Genomic DNA, 17,811 nt, shown 5'->3' on the forward strand with positions numbered 1-17,811 from the left:
TGGTGCCGCCGCCGGAGGTGCAGCGGGCTACCTCGCGGGCCGGGCCAGTGAGGGTTGGGGGCCCGCGCACACCCGAAGCGGTCCCACCCCGTCCGGCACAGCGAGCGCGTGGGCCAGCCCCTCGTCCCCGCAGACCAGCCACGCCCGTTCGGGCGGCTGGGGCGGCGACGACGAGGCGACCGACGACCTCAGTGGCGGCCGCCCGGGCACCGGCTCGGCGTGGGGCACTGACGACGAGGCGACCGACGATCTCAGCGGAGGCCGGTCCACCGGCTGGGGCACTGACGACGAGGCGACCGACGATCTCAGCGGAGGCCGGTCCACCGGCTGGGGCACTGACGACGAGGCGACCGATGACCTCAGCGGAGGCCGGTCCACCGGCTGGGGCAGCCCCTCGTCCCCGCAGACCAGCCACGCCCGTTCGGGCGGCTGGGGTACCGACGAGGAGGCCACGGACGACCTGAGCGGTGCCTACTCGGCCCCCGGCGGCTGGGGCGGCGATGACGAGGCGACCGACGACCTCGCCAACATGGCCGGTACCGAGCGCATCACCCCTGACTCTTCGGACGACCTGTACGACCCGCAGGGTACGCAGCGGATCCAGCCCGGCACGGACGACGTGCAGGGCACCCAGCGGATCAACCCGGCCGAGACCGGCCGCCACCAGCTCGAGAGCGAGCAGGAGGCCGCGCCGCAGACCCAGTTCTTCAACTCCCCGCTGGACCCGAAGGCCTTCCAGGACGTGTTGACCCCCGTCGGTCAGCAGGGCCACCGGCCGGAGAACACGCAGGAGTTCGACGAGGACGACTACGAGGAGCGCGGCGGCCTGCTCGGACGCTTCCGGCGCGGTGGCGGGGACCGGTTCGGCGACTACTTCCGCGGCGGCAGCGAGGCCAACGAGTACTACGACGAATACGACGACGAGTACTACGAAGAGTCCTGGCGGATGCATCCGCTGGTCCTCATCCCGATCATGGTCTCGCTGGCCGGGGTGGCCCTGTGGTTCCCGTGGATCGGTATCGTCCTGGGCATCGTGATCATCGCGGGCTTGGGCGCGCTGGACGTGGTCAAGGCCGAGCACGCACGGCGCCTCCAGACCCGGGGGCCCCGCCCCTCGGACAGCATGGTGGTGGCGCTCAGCTTCCCGTGGGCCTTCGGCCGCATGGCCGCGCGCACGGTCGGCTTCGGCCTGATCTACCTGCTCGGCGGCATCCTGGTCGGGATGGTCTACGCGACGCTCGTGGACGCGCCGGGTGAGGGCGCCAACTACACGGGTGCCTTCGCGGTGTTCGTGATGATCCTGCTGAGCTACATCATGCCGAGCGGACGTGAGGCACGTCACCAGGCGGTCTGGCTGGTGGAGCGGGTCCGCTTCACCAACCTGTACATCTACGCGGGTGTGGTCATCGCCATCATCCTGCTGACCATGCTGATCCTGTCGATCGGCCTGACCTCGGCCCCGATCTGGACCACGGGCCCGTTCAGCGGACCGTCGGACTGGATCGGCTGACCGGAGACGACCAAGGGTGCTCTCCCTCCCGGCGGGAGGGAGAGCACCGCCGTTTGGCGGTGGTGCGCCCGTCAGGGACGTGGACCAGGTCACTAAGGTGGGAGAAGGGTCTCCGCACTCCGGCTCGTCACCGCTGGTCGGCACCGTTTCGGTGGCCCGGCAGCGGCACCGGGAAGCCCATTGATTAGGGTTTCCTAAGTTGAACGTGGGGCCGCGGGTTGGCCTATAAACTACTAGCCAGTAACATCTGGACTATGAGCACATGGGCGGGACGGCTGTAGACGTGTACGCCGACCCCGCCGTCGGATGACCGAACGGCATTCGGCATTGTTGGCAGTAACGGGGCGCGCCAGCGCCCACCCGCCTGACGGCGGCTATGGGAGTGCAGGGAGGTCGGCCACCGGCCATGAATATTGTCGTTTTGGTCAAGCAGGTCCCGGACACGGCGACCGAACGGAAGCTCAACGCCGATGACAAGACGCTGGACCGCGCAGCGTCCGACGGCGTCATCAACGAGCTCGACGAGTACGCGATCGAAGAGGCGCTCCTCCTCAAGGAGAAGCACGGCGGCGAGGTCACCATCCTGACGATGGGTCCGGACCAGGCCACGGACTCGATCCGCAAGGCCCTGTCCATGGGCGCCGACAAGGCCGTCTTCGTCAACGACGACGCGCTGCACGGTTCCGACGCGATCCAGTCCGCCTACGCGCTCGCGCAGGCCCTGGGCACCATCGAGTTCGACGTCGTCGTCCTCGGCTCGGAGTCCACCGACGCCCGCACCGGTGTCATCGGTGCCGCGCTCGCCGAGTACCTCGGCCTTCCCCAGCTCACGCTGGCCGGCAAGGTCGACGTCGACGGCGGCGCCATCAAGATCCAGCGTCAGACCGACTACGGCTACGACGTGGTCGAGGCTCAGCTTCCGGCGGTCGTCTCCGTCATGGAGAAGATCAACGAGCCCCGCTACCCGTCCTTCAAGCTGATCATGCAGGCGAAGAAGAAGCCGGTCGACAAGAAGTCCGCGGCTGACGCCGGCATCGACACCGGCAAGGTCGGACTGGCCAACGCCACCACCGAGACCGTCGACTTCGCCGCCGCGCCGCCGCGCGCCGCGGGCACGATCGTCAAGGACGAGGGCGACGGCGGCACCAAGGCCGCCGAGTTCCTCGCCGAGAAGAAGTTCGTGTAGGTCAGACGAGAGACGCAGGAAGGTTCAAGGATTATGGCTGAGGTCCTCGTCCTCGTCGACCACGTCGACGGGCAGGTCAAGAAGGTCACCACCGAGCTGCTGACCGCTGCGCGCCGCATCGGCGAGCCCGCCGCGGTATGGGTCGGCGACGGTGCGGAGTCGGGCAAGGCCGCGCTGGCCGAGTTCGGCGCCGAAAAGGTCTACGTGGCTCCGGCTGAGGTGAACGACTACGTCGTCGCCCCGAAGGCCGAGCTGCTCACCAAGCTCGCGCAGGAGAAGGGCGCCGCCGCCATCCTCGTCTCGGCCACCGCCGAGAACAAGGAGATCGCCGGCCGCACCGCCGTGAAGCTGGGTTCCGGTGTGCTCACCGACGTCGTCGACGTCACCGCTGAGGTCGTCACCGAGCACAGCATCTTCGGTGGCGCCACCGTCACCCACGGCCGCGTCACCACCGGCGTCCCGGTCGTCGCGATCCGTCCGAACTCCGTCGCCCCGGAGGCCGCCGCCGGCGCTGCCGCCGAGGAGGCCGTTTCGGTCGACATCTCCGACGCCGCCAAGGGCGCCAAGGTCGTCGAGCGCGTCGTCCAGGAGAAGGGCGAGCGCCCCGAGCTCACCGAGGCCGCCATCGTGGTCTCCGGTGGCCGCGGCGTCGGCTCCGACGACTTCAGCGTCATCGAGGGCCTGGCCGACTCCCTCGGTGCCGCCGTCGGCGCTTCCCGCGCCGTCGTCGACTCCGGCTGGTACCCGAACCAGTTCCAGGTCGGTCAGACCGGTAAGACGGTCAGCCCCAACCTGTACGTCGCCCTGGGCATCTCCGGTGCGATCCAGCACCGCGCCGGCATGCAGACCGCGAAGAACATCGTCGCGGTCAACAAGGACCCCGAGGCTCCGATCTTCGAGCTCGCCGACTTCGGTGTGGTGGGTGACCTGCACAAGGTCGCCCCGCAGCTCACCGAGGAGATCAACAAGCGCAAGTAGTAGCGCTGCGCGCATCCGAGCTGGCGCCCGGCCGGGACCTCCCGGCCGGGCGCCAGCTTTCGGTAGAACGTGCGCCGCCACCCCGGCAGACCCTCCCTCAACCACAGATAACGGGGGCCGAGCTCGGAACTCGACCCCCGCCTGATCTCCTCCTGCCGCAGCGGCCCCTTCTACTGAATCGGCTTCGGGCCCTCCGACTCCGCGTCCATGGCATCCAACTTCGGCGGAGGCGTGTCGCTCAGGCTCTCGTCACGCTCCTCCGAGATGGCCCGGTCCCCGGAACACCGCCAGATACCGAACGCCACCATCGCCAGCACCCCCACCGTCGTCACCGGGAGCAGCACCCCCGGCAGGAACACGGCCCCCGCCTGGAATCCGTCCACGGGCAGGAAGAGCACCACGGTCCCCAGCCCGACCAGCGCCAGCCGCAGCACCGTGTCCAGTACCCGGACCCGGAAGTACCTGCCCAGGACCGCGAACGTGAAGGCCAAGCTCCCCACTGTGAGCAACGCGGTGTCCACCACCTGCGGCCAACCGGTAGCCGCCACCGTGTCGCTTCTGATGAAGATCCCGAAGGTCATGATGATGATCGGCATGCACAGCTTCAGCGCCTCCCACATCGTCATGATGAACGACGCTTCCGCGATCCGTGCGGCCACCGCCGCGGCCAGGGACGTCGGCGGTGACAGTTCGCCCCAGATCGCCATCAGGAAGGCGAAGAAGTGTGCCACCCAGGGGTCGATGCCCAGCTGGATCATCGGCGGCACGATGATCACCGCCACGATCACGTAGGTAGCTGTCGGAGGCAGTCCCATACCCACCAGCCACCCGAAGGCGAAGGCCATCAGGATGGTGAGGACGATGCTGACCGAACCGACCTCCAGCATGAGCGAGCCCATACGCAGGATGAAGCCGGTCAGCGTGAACAGGCCGATCATGATGCCCAAGGTGGCCATCAGCACGACCAAGTACCAGGTGAGCTCGGCGAAGGTCTCCACCATCGTGCGCAGGTTGCGCAGGAGGCTCTGCTGCCGGTGCTCCTCGTCGCGCAGGATGTACCGGGCGAAGTAGAAGAACGCCACCATCGCGATGAAGAGCATCGTGCCCGCGTACAGGGCGGAGCGCATGGGCCCGAAGCCGATCACGCCGAGCAGGATGATCAGGGCGACGATCGCGCCGAAGAACAGGCCGGTCTTGAAGTACTGGGCCAGTCGCACCACCGGAGGCGGGACCCGCCCGGACGCGAGCTGACGCACGCTGACCAGGTAGACGGCCAGGGCCAGGGTGATGAAGTAGACCGCCGAGATCGCGAAGCCGCGCTGGACCACTTCCCAGTAGGGGACCTGCAGGATGTCGGCCATGATGAAGCCCGCGACCGCCATGAGGGGCGGCAGGAGCAGTCCGCCCATGGAGGCGGACGTCTCCACCGCCCCGGCCTGTTTGCCCTTGAGGCCGTGGTGTTTCATCAGCGGGACGGTGAAGCTGCCGGTGACGGCCGCGTTCGCCGCGGCGCTGCCGGTCACCATGCCCACCGACACCGAGGCGAGCACGGTGGTCAGCGGGACCGTGCGCCGCCGCTGTCCGACCAGCCGCTGCATAGTGCGCATGATCGACTCTTGGCCGCCGAACCCCTTCGCCACCGCCGCCAGCAGCAGGAAGGCGGCGATCAGGGTGAGCGCCATCTGGGTGTAGCTGCCGTACACGCCGGTGGCGAACTCCACCGTGGACGAGGTGACGATGCGCTCCAGCGACGTGCCCGGGTGCCAGAAGAAGGATCCGATCGCCAGGTAGGAACCCCACAGCGCGTAGGCGACCAGTACGACGTTGACCACGAACAGCACGACGTGGGTCTTGCGTGAGATCTCGAAGATCAGGGCGAGGACGACGATGCCCATCACCACGTCCATGGTGTTGTAGGCACCGGATCGGACGAAGACGAGGTTGTCGTACTCGATCCAGAAGTAGGCGAGCAGTGTCAGCGCCGTGAGGATGTAGAACGCGGTGAAGCCCCGGTTGACGATACGGCCCACGACCTCGCCGAACTGCCTGCCGAACCAGGGGTAGGGGCCGCCGTCGATATAGGAGCGCAGTGCCCACAGGACGACCGCGAGCGGTAGCAGCCGGGTCGCGAGCTGGCGGGCGCCGCCTGCCCCGGTGTAGAAGTACGCGAGCAGGCTCAGGAACAGGATCACCGCGACGACGAGGTACAGGTTGGCTGCGGTGAACAGGTTCCGGTACGGCGCCGCTCTGGACGCGGTGTCGGTCTCTGCGGTCAAGGTCCGGTCCTCACGGTGGCTGGGGGACCGGGCCCGGCGTGCGCCGGGCCCGTCGAGAGCGGAAGCGGGACGGGGCGCCCCGCTCCACGACGGAAGCCGGGTCGTTTCCGGTGGCAGCGGGGCACCCCTCTGCGGACACGGGGTGCCCTACTCCTCTGCGATGTCCCAGGAGTCGTCCCAGGCGTCGCGTTCCTGGAGGAAGGTGGCCAGGCCCGGGTGGACCGGGACTTCGGGGACGGCGGCGATCGCGGCGGTCTGGGTACCCACGAAGTCCTCGGCGAGCGGCTCGAAACCGGGGTCCGTCTGCGCGAGTTCGTCCGCGCGCTCCTCCATGCTCTCGAGGATGGCCAGGGCCGTTTCCTCGTCCATGTCCGCGCGCACGTTGAAGCCGAACTGGATGGCGACGCCCATGATCTCGTCGGCCTCGAACTCCTGGCTGAAGGCCTCTTCGGGGTCGACGGCGACGGTCTCCAGACCGGCCTCCTCCAGGGTCTCGAGCTCCTCGTCGCTGAGCGGGATGGCCTCAAGGTCCACCAGGAGTTCACCCTCCTGCCAGAAGGTGGGCAGGGAGGAACCAGCGGTGGTGTAGGCGCCCGCAGCCGTGATCGAGTCGCCGTCCAGCGAGTCGGCGACGGCGCCGGAGTCGATCTCGACGTGGTTGAACTCGTAGTCGAGGATGTCGAAGACGTTGGCGTAGTTCATCCAGTTCATGTACCCGGCGGGCGTGTAGAAGCCTGGTTCGCCGTCCAGGTCGGCCCAGGAATCGAAGTCGTCGGCCCGCTCCGAGCTGGTGACCATGAACGATTCCATGGGGTAGGCGTAGAACGTGTGGGTGAGCTCGCCGACCTCCGGCTCGTAGCCCTCCCACGCCTCGCCCTCGTTCACGAAGTCGAGCATGCCGATGTCGGCGGTGTAGGCGATGTCGGCCTCGCCGTCCATGACGGCCTTCATGTCCGCGGTGGTGTCCGGGTAGGGGTGGACGGTCACGACGGTGCCGTCGGGGAGGTCCCGGTTGAGGTAGTCCGCGATGTAACTCGCCACGCGGTATCCGTATGAGCCGACGTCGGAGGTCACCAACTGGAGCGATGTACCTTCGTCCGTGCCTTCTCCGCAGGCCGTCAGGAGCATCACTCCCGACGCGAGTATGGCTGTGGTCCTCAGGGGTTTCACGGCAACGTCCTCCTCGTCAGCCCGGGGCACACGAGGTGGAGACCGCGGTCGGGTCCACCTCATGGATGATCGTGCGCGGTCGGTGCGGCCACTCCGGAGGGCAGGGTGATCCAGTCAGCCGGAGGTTCTGTCGGCATCCGGCATGTGCCCTACGCCACATGTTGGAAGTTGACATAACGCAAAGATCGCCTGTTCCGGACTGTTTTTCTAGGTATGGCAAATGACGACCGGGGGAAGTGGGTGAATTGTTGCCACTCCGCTATGGATCTGCATTCACAGGGTTACCTCTGGCTTCTTGTGCAAGGCGAGTGCTGTCGGATAACACATGCGTGGTGACACGGGGCGGCACCGACCCTTCGTTCCGCCCGGCCAACTTCTTGGTCGATGACGCCCGAGGTCGTTTGCCCTTTGCGAAAGGTTCCGTGTGGTTTTCAGGGGGTGCGCCCGGGTAGATCGGGCGGACGGAGAACCCGACCGGAGGAGGCTCGGCCGATGCGGACGACGGTGCGGGCGGGACGGCGCAAGGTGGAGGTCAGGCGCGCCGACAAGCCGCTCTTCGGGCCCGACGGGGCGACCAAGGCCGACCTCGCCGACTACTACGCCAGGATCGCGCCGCTGATGCTGCCGCTGGTCCGTGGCCGACCGGTCGCGTTGGAGCGCTACCCCGAGGGCATCGACCGGCCCGGCTTCCTGGTCCAGCACCCGTCGCACCCCAAGTGGATCCGCACGGTGTGGACCTCTTCCGGCCGGATGATGGAGTGCCAGGAGCCCGCCGCCTTGGTGTGGTGCGCCGACCAGGCGGCGATCAGCCTGCACACCTGGTCCTCACGTACCCCGCGGCTGGGCCTGCCCGACCGGATGGTCCTCGACCTCGACCCGGTGGGGGAGGGGGAACAGGCCTTCGAGTCCTGCCGGGACGCCGCTTGGCGCGTGCGGGAGGAACTGGCCGAACTCGGTCTGACCGCGTACGTGATGACCACCGGGTCCAGGGGCCTGCACGTCCACTCCCCGCTCAGACCCGAGGTGGACGACCAGGAGGTGAGGCGCCTGGCCAAGGCGGTCGCCGACCGGGTGGCCGCCAGCGCCCCAGCCGAGTGGACCACCAGGGTGCGCAAGGCGGCCAGGCACGGCCGCATGTTCGTCGACTACCTGCGCAACGGGACGGGGCAGCTGGCGGTCGCGCCGTACTCGGTCCGCGCCAGGCCCGGTGCACCGGTCGCCACCCCGGTGGCCTGGGAGGAGCTGGACCAGATCACCTCGTCGCGGGACTTCGCCATCGACCTGGAGCGGCAGGAGTGCCCGTTCGCGGGGATGCGCAGGCACGCCCGCTCGCCGCGCCGCGCGCTCGCCCTGCTGGACCGGCGGGAGGGCGGCGTCGTGCCGCGCCCCCGCGCAGGCCAGGAAGGGTAGGCCGACGGGCATGGGTGAACGGGGCCGTCCGCGTTCCGAGTGGACCTTCCCGAACGGGACCACCCGTGGTCTACGGGCTCTCGTAGAGGGTCGGCGGATTGGCGGGGAGGACACGGCGATCCCGGCGGGGACGGGGCCAGGTCGGCGCCCGCGGGCAGTGAGGAGGGTTCGACCCCGGCACTCCGGCGATCTCGCCCCCGGGAAGGTAGAGGAGATCTCCGACGGCGGTTCCCATGCCGCAGCGGTAGGGGGCCAGATTCTCCTCTTCCCAGGTCACTCCGCCGTGTATCCGCGCAGACCCCACCACAGCATGGCGGTGACGGAGATGAGCGGGCCAGGGGCTCGCTTCGTGCGGATGGGCCGGGGAGGCAGTCAGAGACGATCACCGCTTGCGCAGGACGATCAGCAGATTCCAGGTGATGATCTCACGCAAAAGGGGCACATGGACGATCGGCTTCAGCCACGTGGGCAGATACCGGGGGCGCAGGTCCACCACGTCCACGTCGGAGCGGTCGCGGACCCACCGCACCATCTCCTTGGCGTATGCGGCGTACATGGTGCTGCCGAAGTCGTTCTTGGGTCGGCGCCCGTTCCTCCGCGTGAAGCGCTCGGCCGCGTAGGAGCCGCCCAAGTAGTGCCAGGGCGAGGTCTCGTGGCCGCCCCAGGGGGACAGCCACAGCGTGTACGAGAGGTACACCAGGCCGCCGGGGCGGGTCACCCGCACCATCTCGTCGGCCATGCGCGTCCGGTCCGGTACGTGCTCCAGCACGTTGGAGGAGAAGCACACGTCCGCGCTCCCGGTGCGCAGCGGCAGTTCGAGCGCGCTGCCCTGGACGGCGCCCGAGTCGGCCTCGCGGCCGTGCAGCGTCATCTCGTGGGCGTCGGAGTCCACACACAGGCACCGGGCGCCTGAGGCGCGGAGCTCGTCGGCGAAGTAGCCGGGGCCGCCGCCCACGTCCACCACGAGTTCGCCGTCCAGCGGGGTGTAGGAGCGCAGCTGGTCGACGGTGTCGCGGGCGAGCTTGCCGTAGAAGAAGGCAGGGTCGGTCTGCTCCTTGCGGAAGGCCGAGAACAGCCCCACAGAACGGGCGAGGGTGGCGCGGAAGGGCACGGTCCCGTCAGAGCGGGTCTCGGTGGCCGTCATGCGCCCACCTCGACGTAGTGGCGCAGGTGGCGCCAGTGGTCACCGCCCCAGTACTCGTCGGACGCCGCGATCCGCGAGGTGGGGAGGAGCTCGGCGATGCGCTCGGTGCGCAGCGTGTGCATCCGCATCGGGGCCGGATAGCGCAGCAGCACCCGCTGGGCCAGGGCGACCAGCGGCCACGGCGCGTAACGGAACACCAGGCCCTTGAAGGTGCGCCGCTCGGACTCCGGGACGCCGACCACCAGCGCCCCGCCGGGGCGCACCACGCGGGCGAACTCGCGGAGGTAGCCCTCGGCCAGGCCGGTGGGCAGGTGCTGGAGGACGAGGTCGGTGTAGACGAGGTCGAAGGAGTCGTCCTCGAACGCCGACAGGTCCGGGCGCTCGTTCAGCTCGAAGGAGATCCGCCCCTCGGAACGGTCCAGTCGGCGCGCCTCCTCGAGCATGGGGGCGGAGATGTCCACGCCCACCACGCGGTCGAAGTGCGCCGCGAGGGCGTTGGAGAGCCGTCCGGCCCCGCATCCGAAGTCCAGGACGCGGCCGCGCCGGGGCGCGAGCCCGAGCTCGTCCAGGCGGGCTACGGCCGGGTCGATCTCGGCGCGGCCCGAGGCGAGGAACTCGTCGTCGCCCCACCCGCCGCCACGCTTGTCCGGGTCCACGCAGACCGCCCACAGCGGCTCGGTGGAACCCAGTCGGGTCCAGTCGCGGCGGACCTGTTCGAGCCCCACCGGAATCACCCCCACGGTGCTGGTGACCTCCCGCAGGAACGCTCTGGCTGGAGCATGTTCCTGTTCTGGGTGTGCGGCCTATGAGGACCTGCGACAACGGTCAAAGAAAGAAGTGGAACGTGTTGTATTCTGGCACCCATTTCCGGGTTGGCCAACCATACGGCGGGGAGTGTACCGATGCCGCCTGAATCCCCCTCAGCGCGTGAACCGGAGGACAGTGGCGCACCCAGGGTACGCCGACCGGTCGAGGAGCCCGCTGAGCAGGGTCCTTCCTACGGCGAAGTTCTGCGTTCGAGCCTCGTCTCGCTGCGCCGGCTCGAACACGACCGCATCCTCCAGACGGGGGTGCTGGTGGTGCTCGCCGCACTGCTCCTCAAGATCTACGTCCTGAGCGAGTCCTATTTCGTGGAGGACGACTACCTGTTCTTCGCTGCGGCGCACGCCACCGACCTCACCCCCGAATACCTGCTGGACCTGCACAAGGGCCACTTCATGCCGGGCGCCATGTTCCTGGTGTACCTGCAGACCGCCTTCCTGCCCTACGACTGGGTGGCCTCCGCCGGCACGATGCTGGCCCTCCAGGGCATCGCGATCCTGGCGTTCTTCCGGCTCCTCTGGGAACTGTTCGGCCGCCGCTGGGCGATCCTCGTCCCCCTGACGGTGTACGCGCTGGCGCCGCTGACCCTCCCCGTCCTGGGCTGGTGGGCGGCCGCGCTCAACGCCGTCCCCCTCCAGCTGGCGATCGTCCTGGCGCTGCTGTGGACCGTCCGCTACCTGCGCACCGACCTCCCCATGTTCGCTTGGTGGGCGGGCGGCGCCGTGGCCTTCGGGATGCTCTTCTCGGTCAAGGCGCTGTTCCTGCCCTCGCTGATGTTCGTGCTGGCGGTGGCCTTCCTGTACCCGGGGAGCCTGATCAGCGCGGCGCGGTACGCCTTCTGGCGGCACCGGACGTTCTGGTCGGTGCTGGTAGCGGCCACCATCGGCTACCTGGCCCTCTACCTGGTGCGGCAGAGCGCAGCCGACGACGCCGAGGGCGCGGGCATCCCCGTGTGGGAACCGTCCGTGGAGATGGTGCGGCGGATGCTCGGCGAGGTGTTCCCCGCCGGTGCCGTGGGCGGGCCCCTCCAATGGGGGCCCGTGACCCCGGCCGGCGGCCTGGTCGAACCAGCCGGGGTGGTGGTGCTCGGCGCGTGGGCGGCGCTCATCGTGGCCGTCCTCGCCAGTCTCCGCCTGCGCCGCAACGCCTGGCGGGCGTGGGCGCTCCTGCTCGGTTACCTGGTGTTCGTCGACGCCGTCCCGACCATCATCGCCCGCGGTCAGGCGCACGGCGGGATCGGCGCCGACCCGCGCTACGTCGCCGACGCCGCGCTGATCTTCGCCCTCGTGCTGGCGCTGGCCTTCCTCGCCACCCGTGAGGAACGGGCCCGCGAGTACGTGGGCAACGCGGGTGAGGAGCGGCGGCCCGGCCGACGGATCCAGCTCCTCAATCCCGCCCGGACCACCTGGGTCGTCGTGATCGCCGCGACGGTCGCGTACTCGGGCGCCGCGGGCTACTCCACCTACACCTACGCCCAGACCCTCAGCGGCGACCGGCTGCACCTGTACCTGGCCAACGTGCGCGCCTCACTGGAGGACGTGCCCGAGGACGCCGGCCTGTACAGCCGACCGGTGCCCACCGACGTCGTCATCGAGTGGAACGGGCCGCGGCGGCTCAGCTCGCACGTACTGCCGCCCTTGGCCGACCCGGACGTGGCCGAACGGATGTCCCAGCCGCAACCGGCCCCGAGCGCGTACGTGTTCGACGAGCAAGGCAATCTCGTGGAGGCGGCGCCGCCCGGCCAGGTGAACGCCTTCGTCCCGGGCGACGACCAGGAGTGCATGGACAACTGGGACGGGCTGATGTCCTGGGACGTTCTGGAGGTCGGCGGGATGGAGCAGGTCGCCACGATCGGATACGTCTCGGAGGAAGACACCGGCATGGTCGTCGTGGTGGGCGGCGAGGAGGTCCACACGGAGCTCCCGGCAGCACCGGACGGCGGTTTCTGGTACGTGCCGGTGACGGAGCAGCACGAGTCGTTCTCGCTGTTCACCGAGCCGGAGGAGACCTGCGTGACTTGGGCTTCCCTGGGTCCGCTGTCGCCCGCGAGCGACATCGAGGCGGGCGAGGAGAGCGCCGAAGAGGAGGCCGAGGCCGAGGACGCGGAAGAGGCAGCCGAGGGCCAGTAGCCAGTACCGTGCGGCGCCCCGGACGCCGCACGGTTCAGCCCCGGACGTCGGACCAGGTGGTCAGCCCTCGACGTTTTCCTTGCCCTGTCCCCTGTCCTGTTCCCTGTCCTGAGCGGCGCCCTTCCTGCGGGGCCGGCGCCGACCCTTGCCACCGGACTGTGCACCGTTCCCGGAGACGAAGAACTTCCGGGACCACTTGCGGGAGGGTTCTTCGACCCAGTGGAACGTAGCCCAGGCCAGCAGCACGGTCCCGATCGTGACCGGCACGATGTCCAACAGGAACGATCCGGTGAAGATCTCCTGGCCGGTGAAGTCGCGCCACAGGTACAGCACCACGAACTGCCACAGGAACACCCCGTAGGTGATCTTGGCCAGGAACAGCATCACCCGGTGCCGCATCAGCGCGTCCAGCCAGGCGCCGTTCCGCCAGGCCTTTGCGGTGCGCAGCGAGGGCGGCGGCGCGTCGGGGGCGGGCGGGGACAGCGCGGCGGGGGCGATCATGAAGAAGGCGAAGCCGATGCTGGTCGAGGCCTCGATCATCGACACCCACAGGTTGCCCGGCTCGAAGAAGCGGCCGCCCGCCGCGGGGGTGGCCTCCAGGACGTAGAAGGCACCCGCCACCAACCAGCACAGGCCGGGGGATGCGGCGATGGTCCGGCAGAACCGGCGCACCGGGCCGTCGGGGCCGCTCTCCCGCCAGGCCCACTCCGAGAGGGCTGCCAAGCCCATCCCGACCGCGAACATGCCCATGCAGCGCGGCAGCCAGGAGTGCATGTACTCGCGGGGCTCCGGGAAGTACTGCGGCACCAGCGCCAGGAACGACAGCACGGTGATCACGACGAGTCCGCCGATGATCCTGCGCCCGCGCGCGTCCACCGTCTTACCGCCCCGCGCCCACAGGGTCAGGAGCAGGGCGAAGAGCGGCAGTGAGAGGTAGAAGAAGATCTCGACGGACAGGCTCCACATCTGTCCGAGGCCCTGCGGTCCCGGCCCGTCCCAGTGGGGGTCGGTGTTGAAGGTGTAGGTCAGCGTCATGACCTCGAACCAGTGCCAGGCCGAGCGGACGTGCTCGCCGGCCCACAGGAGCAGTGCGGCCGCGGCCACCACCCAGTAGGAGGGGAAGACCCGCATAACGCGGCGCCAGAGGTAGGCGCGCACGTTCGGCCCCCGGACACCGTCCAGCGTGCTGCGGGCCCAGGGGCGGTAGAGCAGGACGCCGGAGAGCGCGAAGAACAGGGGGACGGCGAGCGCGCCCGCGCTCAGCAGGGCCCCGATGGGCCCGGGGGACAGTGCGTCGCCGGTTTCCGTGGACACGTGCACCACGAGGACCAGGAGACAGGCGCCTGCTCGGATCCCGTCGAGGCTGTGGTGGCGCCCGTTCACCTGCGGAAGCAGGCGCGTGTCGTCGGCGGAGTGTGTTCGAGGGCTGCCGGAGGTGGGGTCCTCGGGCGCGGAGGGAGTGGGCGCCATGGGGCCTTCCAGGACGGGAGGGAGTCGAAACGCGTTCTACTAGAACGTGTTATAAAAATTCAGACACGCCCAGGTGACGTCGTTCACTACTGGGCAGTACTCTACCCGGAACTGAACCTAGTTCCAGCTCTGGACTCTCATCCGCCCAGGAGGGCAAATGCGCCGTACCGTTGCGGTCGTACTCATCGCGCTGGGGGTCTTCAGTCTCGCCTTGGCACCCATGATGCGCACGTGGATGTCCAGTTCCCTGATGAAGACTCCATTGGACTACTACAACGCCACCGTCAACACGGGAGAGGTCACCTACTTCAACATCGAGGACGTGGAACTCGTCGAGGACGCCGAGGTTGAGGCACACTCGACGATCCGTGCCGACGTGGCCTCCAGCACCGACGAGGTGGTGGTGTGGGACCAGTTCACCTGGATCAAGGACGCTGACACCGACTTCGGCATCAGCTCCACCAACCGCCGTGCCGGGCACGACCGCGTCTCCGGAGAGCTCGTCGACTGCTGCGACGCCATGGTCGACGACTCCGCCGTCACCCAGTCCGGGCAGGGCTGGAAGATGCCGTTCATGACGGAGCAGCGTGACTACGACTTCTTCGAAGCGACCGCGGAGGAAGTCGTCCCCATGGAGTTCCAGGGCGTTGAGGAGGTTGACGGGGTCGAGGCCTACAAGTTCGTCCAGGACGTTGAACCGACCGTGATCGACGAGCGGGAGATCCCACGCGACGTCGCCGGTCTGGACGGCGACGGCGACGTCGTCGGCGACGAGACCTTCTCCATCGTCAGGACGTACTGGATCGAGCCGGTCAGCGGATCCCCCATCGACATCAGCGAGGACCACCACCGCACCGTCGTGGTCGACGGTGAGGAGGTCCTGACCCTGCTCAGCGGTGAACTCCGGTTCGACGACGCCACCCGCGCCGCCGCCATCGAGAGCACCGACCAGGCCCGGACCGTCCTCCCGCTGCTGCACACCACGCTGCCCATCGGAGCGCTGGTCGTCGGCATCGGGTTCGTCGGTGTCGCCGTCGTCCTGATCGTCACCGGCCGCCGAGCGGAGAACTAGCTCCCCGGGAACACCGAGGACAAGCCCGCCCCGGCACTCCGCCGCAGGAACCCCGCTCCAGAAGCTCCACACCCCCAGGAGCTCCACCCCAGAGAACGGCCCCCTGACCCAGGGACCGAGGGGCCGGGCCGCCCGCACCCCCACGGGCGGCCCGGCCCTCACCGGCTGCTTCCCGCCCGGCCCGCAGGAGCTGGCCCACTACACACCAGGCCCACCGCACACCCGGCCCACCGCACACCCGGAAGGGGCGCGCATGACCCCGACCACGGCCCCCGACACCGAAGCCGAGCCGCAGAACCGAACCGGGCGGAACGGCGTCCTGGGGCTGCCCGGCGCCCTCTTCCGTGCCTGCCGCCCCCGCCAGTGGCTGAAGAACCTGCTGGTGTTCGCCGCCCCCATCGCCGCGGGGGCGCTCGACGACCCCCGCTCCCTGCTGTTGTGCGCGGCCGTCTTCGCCCTGTTCTGCGTGGCGGCCAGCGGTACCTACCTCCTCAACGACGTGCGGGACGTGCACCAGGACCGCGCGCACCCCCGCAAGCGCCACCGCCCCGTCGCCGCGGGCGAGCTCCCGGTCCCGTTCGCGGTGGTCGTGGGATCCGTGTTCGTCGCCGCTGCTCCGCTGGCCTCACTGGTCCTCGGCAACTGGCGACTGACCCTCGTGCTCGTCGGCTACGTCCTGCTCACCCTGGCCTACACGCGCTTCCTCAAGGACATCGTCATCTGCGACCTGGTCGCGGTCGCCGGCTGCCACGTGCTGCGGGCGATGGCGGGCGGGATCGCCGTCGGGGTCGAGCTGACCTCGTGGTTCGTCATCGTGGTCTCGCTGGCCGCCCTGCTCGTGGTGGTGGGCAAACGCGAGGCCGAACTCCGCCTCTCCAGGGCCGTACCGAAGCCGCCTTCCGACGCGGGCGGTGCCCCGGACGCGGGGCCGAGCGGGGAGGAAACCGCCGGGCACCCCACCCGATCGGCCCTGCTCGGCTACACCACGAGCTACCTCGCCCAGATGCGCACCATCGCCTCCGGTGCCATGATCGTCACCTACTGCCTCTGGGCACTGGAACAGAGCAGCGGACCGCTGGCGGTCTTCCACGCGGCCAGTATCGTTCCGTTCATCATGTTCGTGCTCCGATACAACCTGCTCGTCGACCGGGGCGCGGGCGAGGAACCCGAGGAGATAGCGCTCCGGGACCGGCCCCTCCAGCTCGTCCTCGTCGCGCTGGTCCTCCTGGTCGGACTGGGAATCTATCTGTGAGTCGCCCAACCTCCCTCACCGGATGGGGCCGCACCGCGCCCACCACCTCCCGCGTGGTGCGCCCGCGCACCCCCGCCCAGGCGGCCGAAGCGCTGTCCCAGGCGGGCCCGAGAGGCGCCCTGGCACGGGGTCTGGGCCGCTCCTACGGCGACGCGGCCCAGGCCGCGGGCGGACTCGTGCTGGACTGCACCGAACTCACCGGTCCGCCCCGCCTGGACACGGAACGCGGTGAGGTCACCGCGCCCGGCGGGACCGGCCTCGGCCGGATCATCGAGCACCTGCTGCGCCGCGGCTACTTCGTCCCCGTCACGCCCGGGACCAGGCACGTCACCCTGGGCGGGGCGATCGCCGCCGACGTCCACGGAAAGAACCACCACGCCGACTCCTCCATCGGCGCCCATGTGCGTTCCCTCACCCTGCTCACCCCCGACGGCCGGGTACGCGAACTCGGGCCGGAGCACGGCGACCCCGAGCTGTTCTGGGCCACTGTGGGCGGTATGGGCCTGACCGGCATCATCACCGAGGCCACTATCGGCGTGCACCCGGTGGAGACCGCCTACGCCCGCGTGGACACCGATCGAACCCGCGACCTCGACTCCACACTGGAGCTGATGTCGCGCACCGACCACGCCTACCGGTACACGGTCTGCTGGGTCGACCTGCTCGCCAAGGGCGCCGCGCTGGGCCGGAGCGTGCTCACCCGGGCCCACCACGCCGACCTCGCCGACCTACCGGCCCCCCAGCGCCGCGACCCGATGCGGTACCGGGCCGGGACTCCGCTGTCGGCCCCGCCCTGGGCTCCGCCCCGACTGCTCAACCGGTGGACTGTGGGCGCGTTCAACACCGCCTACTACAACGCCGCGCCCCCGCGCCGACGCGGTCAGGCCCAGCCCTTGAGCGGGTTCTTCCACCCCTTGGACGCGGTGGAGGGCTGGAACCGCGTCTACGGTCCGCACGGGTTCGTGCAGTACCAGTTCGTGGTGCCCTTCGGCGCGGAGGACACCCTGCGCGCCGTGGTGGAAGGCCTGTCGAGGGCCGGTGCGCCGTCGTTCCTCGCGGTGCTCAAACGGATGGGCGAACCGACCCCGGGTCCGCTGTCGTTCCCCCGCCCGGGGTGGACGCTCGCTTTGGACCTGCCTGCGGAACTGCCCGGACTGGCCCGGCTGCTGAGCGGGTTCGACGAACGGGTCCTGGCCGCGGGCGGGCGGCTGTACCTGGCCAAGGACAGCCGGGCCACCGCCGAGACCGTGCACGCCATGTACCCCGAGCTGCCCGCTTGGCAGAAGGTACGGGAACGGGCGGACCCCGACGGTGTACTGGTCTCCGACCTGGCCCGCCGCCTCAAGCTCGTCTGAGGGGCCGTCCCGACCCCGATCAACCGGAAGGACCGAC

Annotated in this window: 12 protein-coding genes and 1 pseudogene; 8 read left to right on the top strand and 5 right to left on the bottom strand. The window is 69.4% G+C overall.

Going from position 1 to position 17,811, the window contains the following annotated elements; genetic code table 11:
• The 3 genes and pseudogenes from ACYVD1_RS26980 to ACYVD1_RS26990 all read left to right on the top strand — a co-directional run.
• Nucleotides 1–1,510 (top strand): annotated as a pseudogene (locus tag ACYVD1_RS26980) (hypothetical protein); the annotation flags it as partial.
• Nucleotides 1,511–1,916: 406 nt separating this feature from the next.
• The gene (locus ACYVD1_RS26985; RefSeq protein WP_460777295.1) at nt 1,917–2,696 is read left to right on the top strand and encodes an electron transfer flavoprotein subunit beta/FixA family protein; all 780 of its coding nucleotides are present in this window, start codon (nt 1,917–1,919) and stop codon (nt 2,694–2,696) included.
• Nucleotides 2,697–2,729: 33 nt separating this feature from the next.
• Nucleotides 2,730–3,674: an electron transfer flavoprotein subunit alpha/FixB family protein gene (locus ACYVD1_RS26990; protein ID WP_460777296.1), complete on the top strand. Its 945-nt coding sequence runs from the start codon at nt 2,730–2,732 to the stop codon at nt 3,672–3,674.
• 170 nt (nt 3,675–3,844) lie between these two features.
• Here the strand turns inward: ACYVD1_RS26990 and ACYVD1_RS26995 are convergent, their stop codons facing one another.
• Complete coding sequence (locus tag ACYVD1_RS26995; protein WP_460777297.1) at nt 3,845–5,950, bottom strand: TRAP transporter fused permease subunit; 2,106 nt, start codon at nt 5,948–5,950, stop codon at nt 3,845–3,847.
• A 147-nt stretch (nt 5,951–6,097) separates the two neighbouring features.
• The gene (locus ACYVD1_RS27000; protein ID WP_460777298.1) at nt 6,098–7,183 is read right to left on the bottom strand and encodes a TAXI family TRAP transporter solute-binding subunit; all 1,086 of its coding nucleotides are present in this window, start codon (nt 7,181–7,183) and stop codon (nt 6,098–6,100) included.
• Between the two features lie 429 nt (nt 7,184–7,612).
• On the opposite strand from ACYVD1_RS27000, the gene ligD reads away from it, so the two are divergent.
• Complete coding sequence (ligD, locus tag ACYVD1_RS27005) at nt 7,613–8,530, top strand: non-homologous end-joining DNA ligase (RefSeq protein WP_460777299.1); 918 nt, start codon at nt 7,613–7,615, stop codon at nt 8,528–8,530.
• Nucleotides 8,531–8,912: 382 nt separating this feature from the next.
• On the opposite strand, the gene ACYVD1_RS27010 is transcribed toward ligD, so the two are convergent.
• Complete coding sequence (locus ACYVD1_RS27010) at nt 8,913–9,674, bottom strand: class I SAM-dependent methyltransferase (protein ID WP_460777300.1); 762 nt, start codon at nt 9,672–9,674, stop codon at nt 8,913–8,915.
• A complete protein-coding gene (locus tag ACYVD1_RS27015; RefSeq protein WP_460777301.1) occupies nt 9,671–10,399 on the bottom strand; it encodes a class I SAM-dependent methyltransferase in 729 nt (242 codons plus the stop codon). The genes ACYVD1_RS27010 and ACYVD1_RS27015 overlap by 4 nt, the downstream gene beginning before the upstream one ends.
• Nucleotides 10,400–10,576: 177 nt before the next feature.
• Here ACYVD1_RS27015 and ACYVD1_RS27020 point away from each other — a divergent pair, with 177 nt between their 5' ends.
• On the top strand, nt 10,577–12,625 hold the full coding sequence (locus tag ACYVD1_RS27020) for a hypothetical protein (protein ID WP_460777302.1): 2,049 nt from the start codon (nt 10,577–10,579) through the stop codon (nt 12,623–12,625).
• Nucleotides 12,626–12,685: 60 nt separating this feature from the next.
• Here the strand turns inward: ACYVD1_RS27020 and ACYVD1_RS27025 are convergent, their stop codons facing one another.
• Nucleotides 12,686–14,095: an acyltransferase family protein gene (locus ACYVD1_RS27025; protein ID WP_460777303.1), complete on the bottom strand. Its 1,410-nt coding sequence runs from the start codon at nt 14,093–14,095 to the stop codon at nt 12,686–12,688.
• A gap of 157 nt (nt 14,096–14,252) precedes the next feature.
• On the opposite strand from ACYVD1_RS27025, the gene ACYVD1_RS27030 reads away from it, so the two are divergent.
• The 3 genes from ACYVD1_RS27030 to ACYVD1_RS27040 all read left to right on the top strand — a co-directional run bounded on the left by ACYVD1_RS27030 (nt 14,253) and on the right by ACYVD1_RS27040 (nt 17,774).
• Nucleotides 14,253–15,167 (top strand): PorA family protein, encoded by a 915-nt coding sequence (locus ACYVD1_RS27030; RefSeq protein WP_460777304.1) that lies wholly within the window; start codon nt 14,253–14,255, stop codon nt 15,165–15,167.
• Between the two features lie 253 nt (nt 15,168–15,420).
• On the top strand, nt 15,421–16,419 hold the full coding sequence (locus ACYVD1_RS27035; RefSeq protein WP_460777305.1) for a decaprenyl-phosphate phosphoribosyltransferase: 999 nt from the start codon (nt 15,421–15,423) through the stop codon (nt 16,417–16,419).
• Complete coding sequence (locus ACYVD1_RS27040) at nt 16,416–17,774, top strand: FAD-binding oxidoreductase (RefSeq protein WP_460777306.1); 1,359 nt, start codon at nt 16,416–16,418, stop codon at nt 17,772–17,774. Before ACYVD1_RS27035 ends, ACYVD1_RS27040 begins: the two co-directional genes overlap by 4 nt.
• The last annotated feature ends 37 nt before the right edge of the window (nt 17,775–17,811 follow it).

This window comes from Nocardiopsis nanhaiensis, assembly GCF_054778635.1.

Coding starts and splice junctions, on each gene's coding strand:
- ACYVD1_RS26985 (WP_460777295.1), top strand. CDS start 1,917: ATGAATATTGTCGTTTTGGTCAAGCAGGTCCCGGACACGGCGACCGAA.
- ACYVD1_RS26990 (WP_460777296.1), top strand. CDS start 2,730: ATGGCTGAGGTCCTCGTCCTCGTCGACCACGTCGACGGGCAGGTCAAG.
- ACYVD1_RS27000 (WP_460777298.1), bottom strand. CDS start 7,183: ATGAGGTGGACCCGACCGCGGTCTCCACCTCGTGTGCCCCGGGCTGAC.
- ligD (WP_460777299.1), top strand. CDS start 7,613: ATGCGGACGACGGTGCGGGCGGGACGGCGCAAGGTGGAGGTCAGGCGC.
- ACYVD1_RS27010 (WP_460777300.1), bottom strand. CDS start 9,674: ATGACGGCCACCGAGACCCGCTCTGACGGGACCGTGCCCTTCCGCGCC.
- ACYVD1_RS27020 (WP_460777302.1), top strand. CDS start 10,577: ATGCCGCCTGAATCCCCCTCAGCGCGTGAACCGGAGGACAGTGGCGCA.
- ACYVD1_RS27025 (WP_460777303.1), bottom strand. CDS start 14,095: ATGGCGCCCACTCCCTCCGCGCCCGAGGACCCCACCTCCGGCAGCCCT.
- ACYVD1_RS27030 (WP_460777304.1), top strand. CDS start 14,253: ATGCGCCGTACCGTTGCGGTCGTACTCATCGCGCTGGGGGTCTTCAGT.
- ACYVD1_RS27035 (WP_460777305.1), top strand. CDS start 15,421: ATGACCCCGACCACGGCCCCCGACACCGAAGCCGAGCCGCAGAACCGA.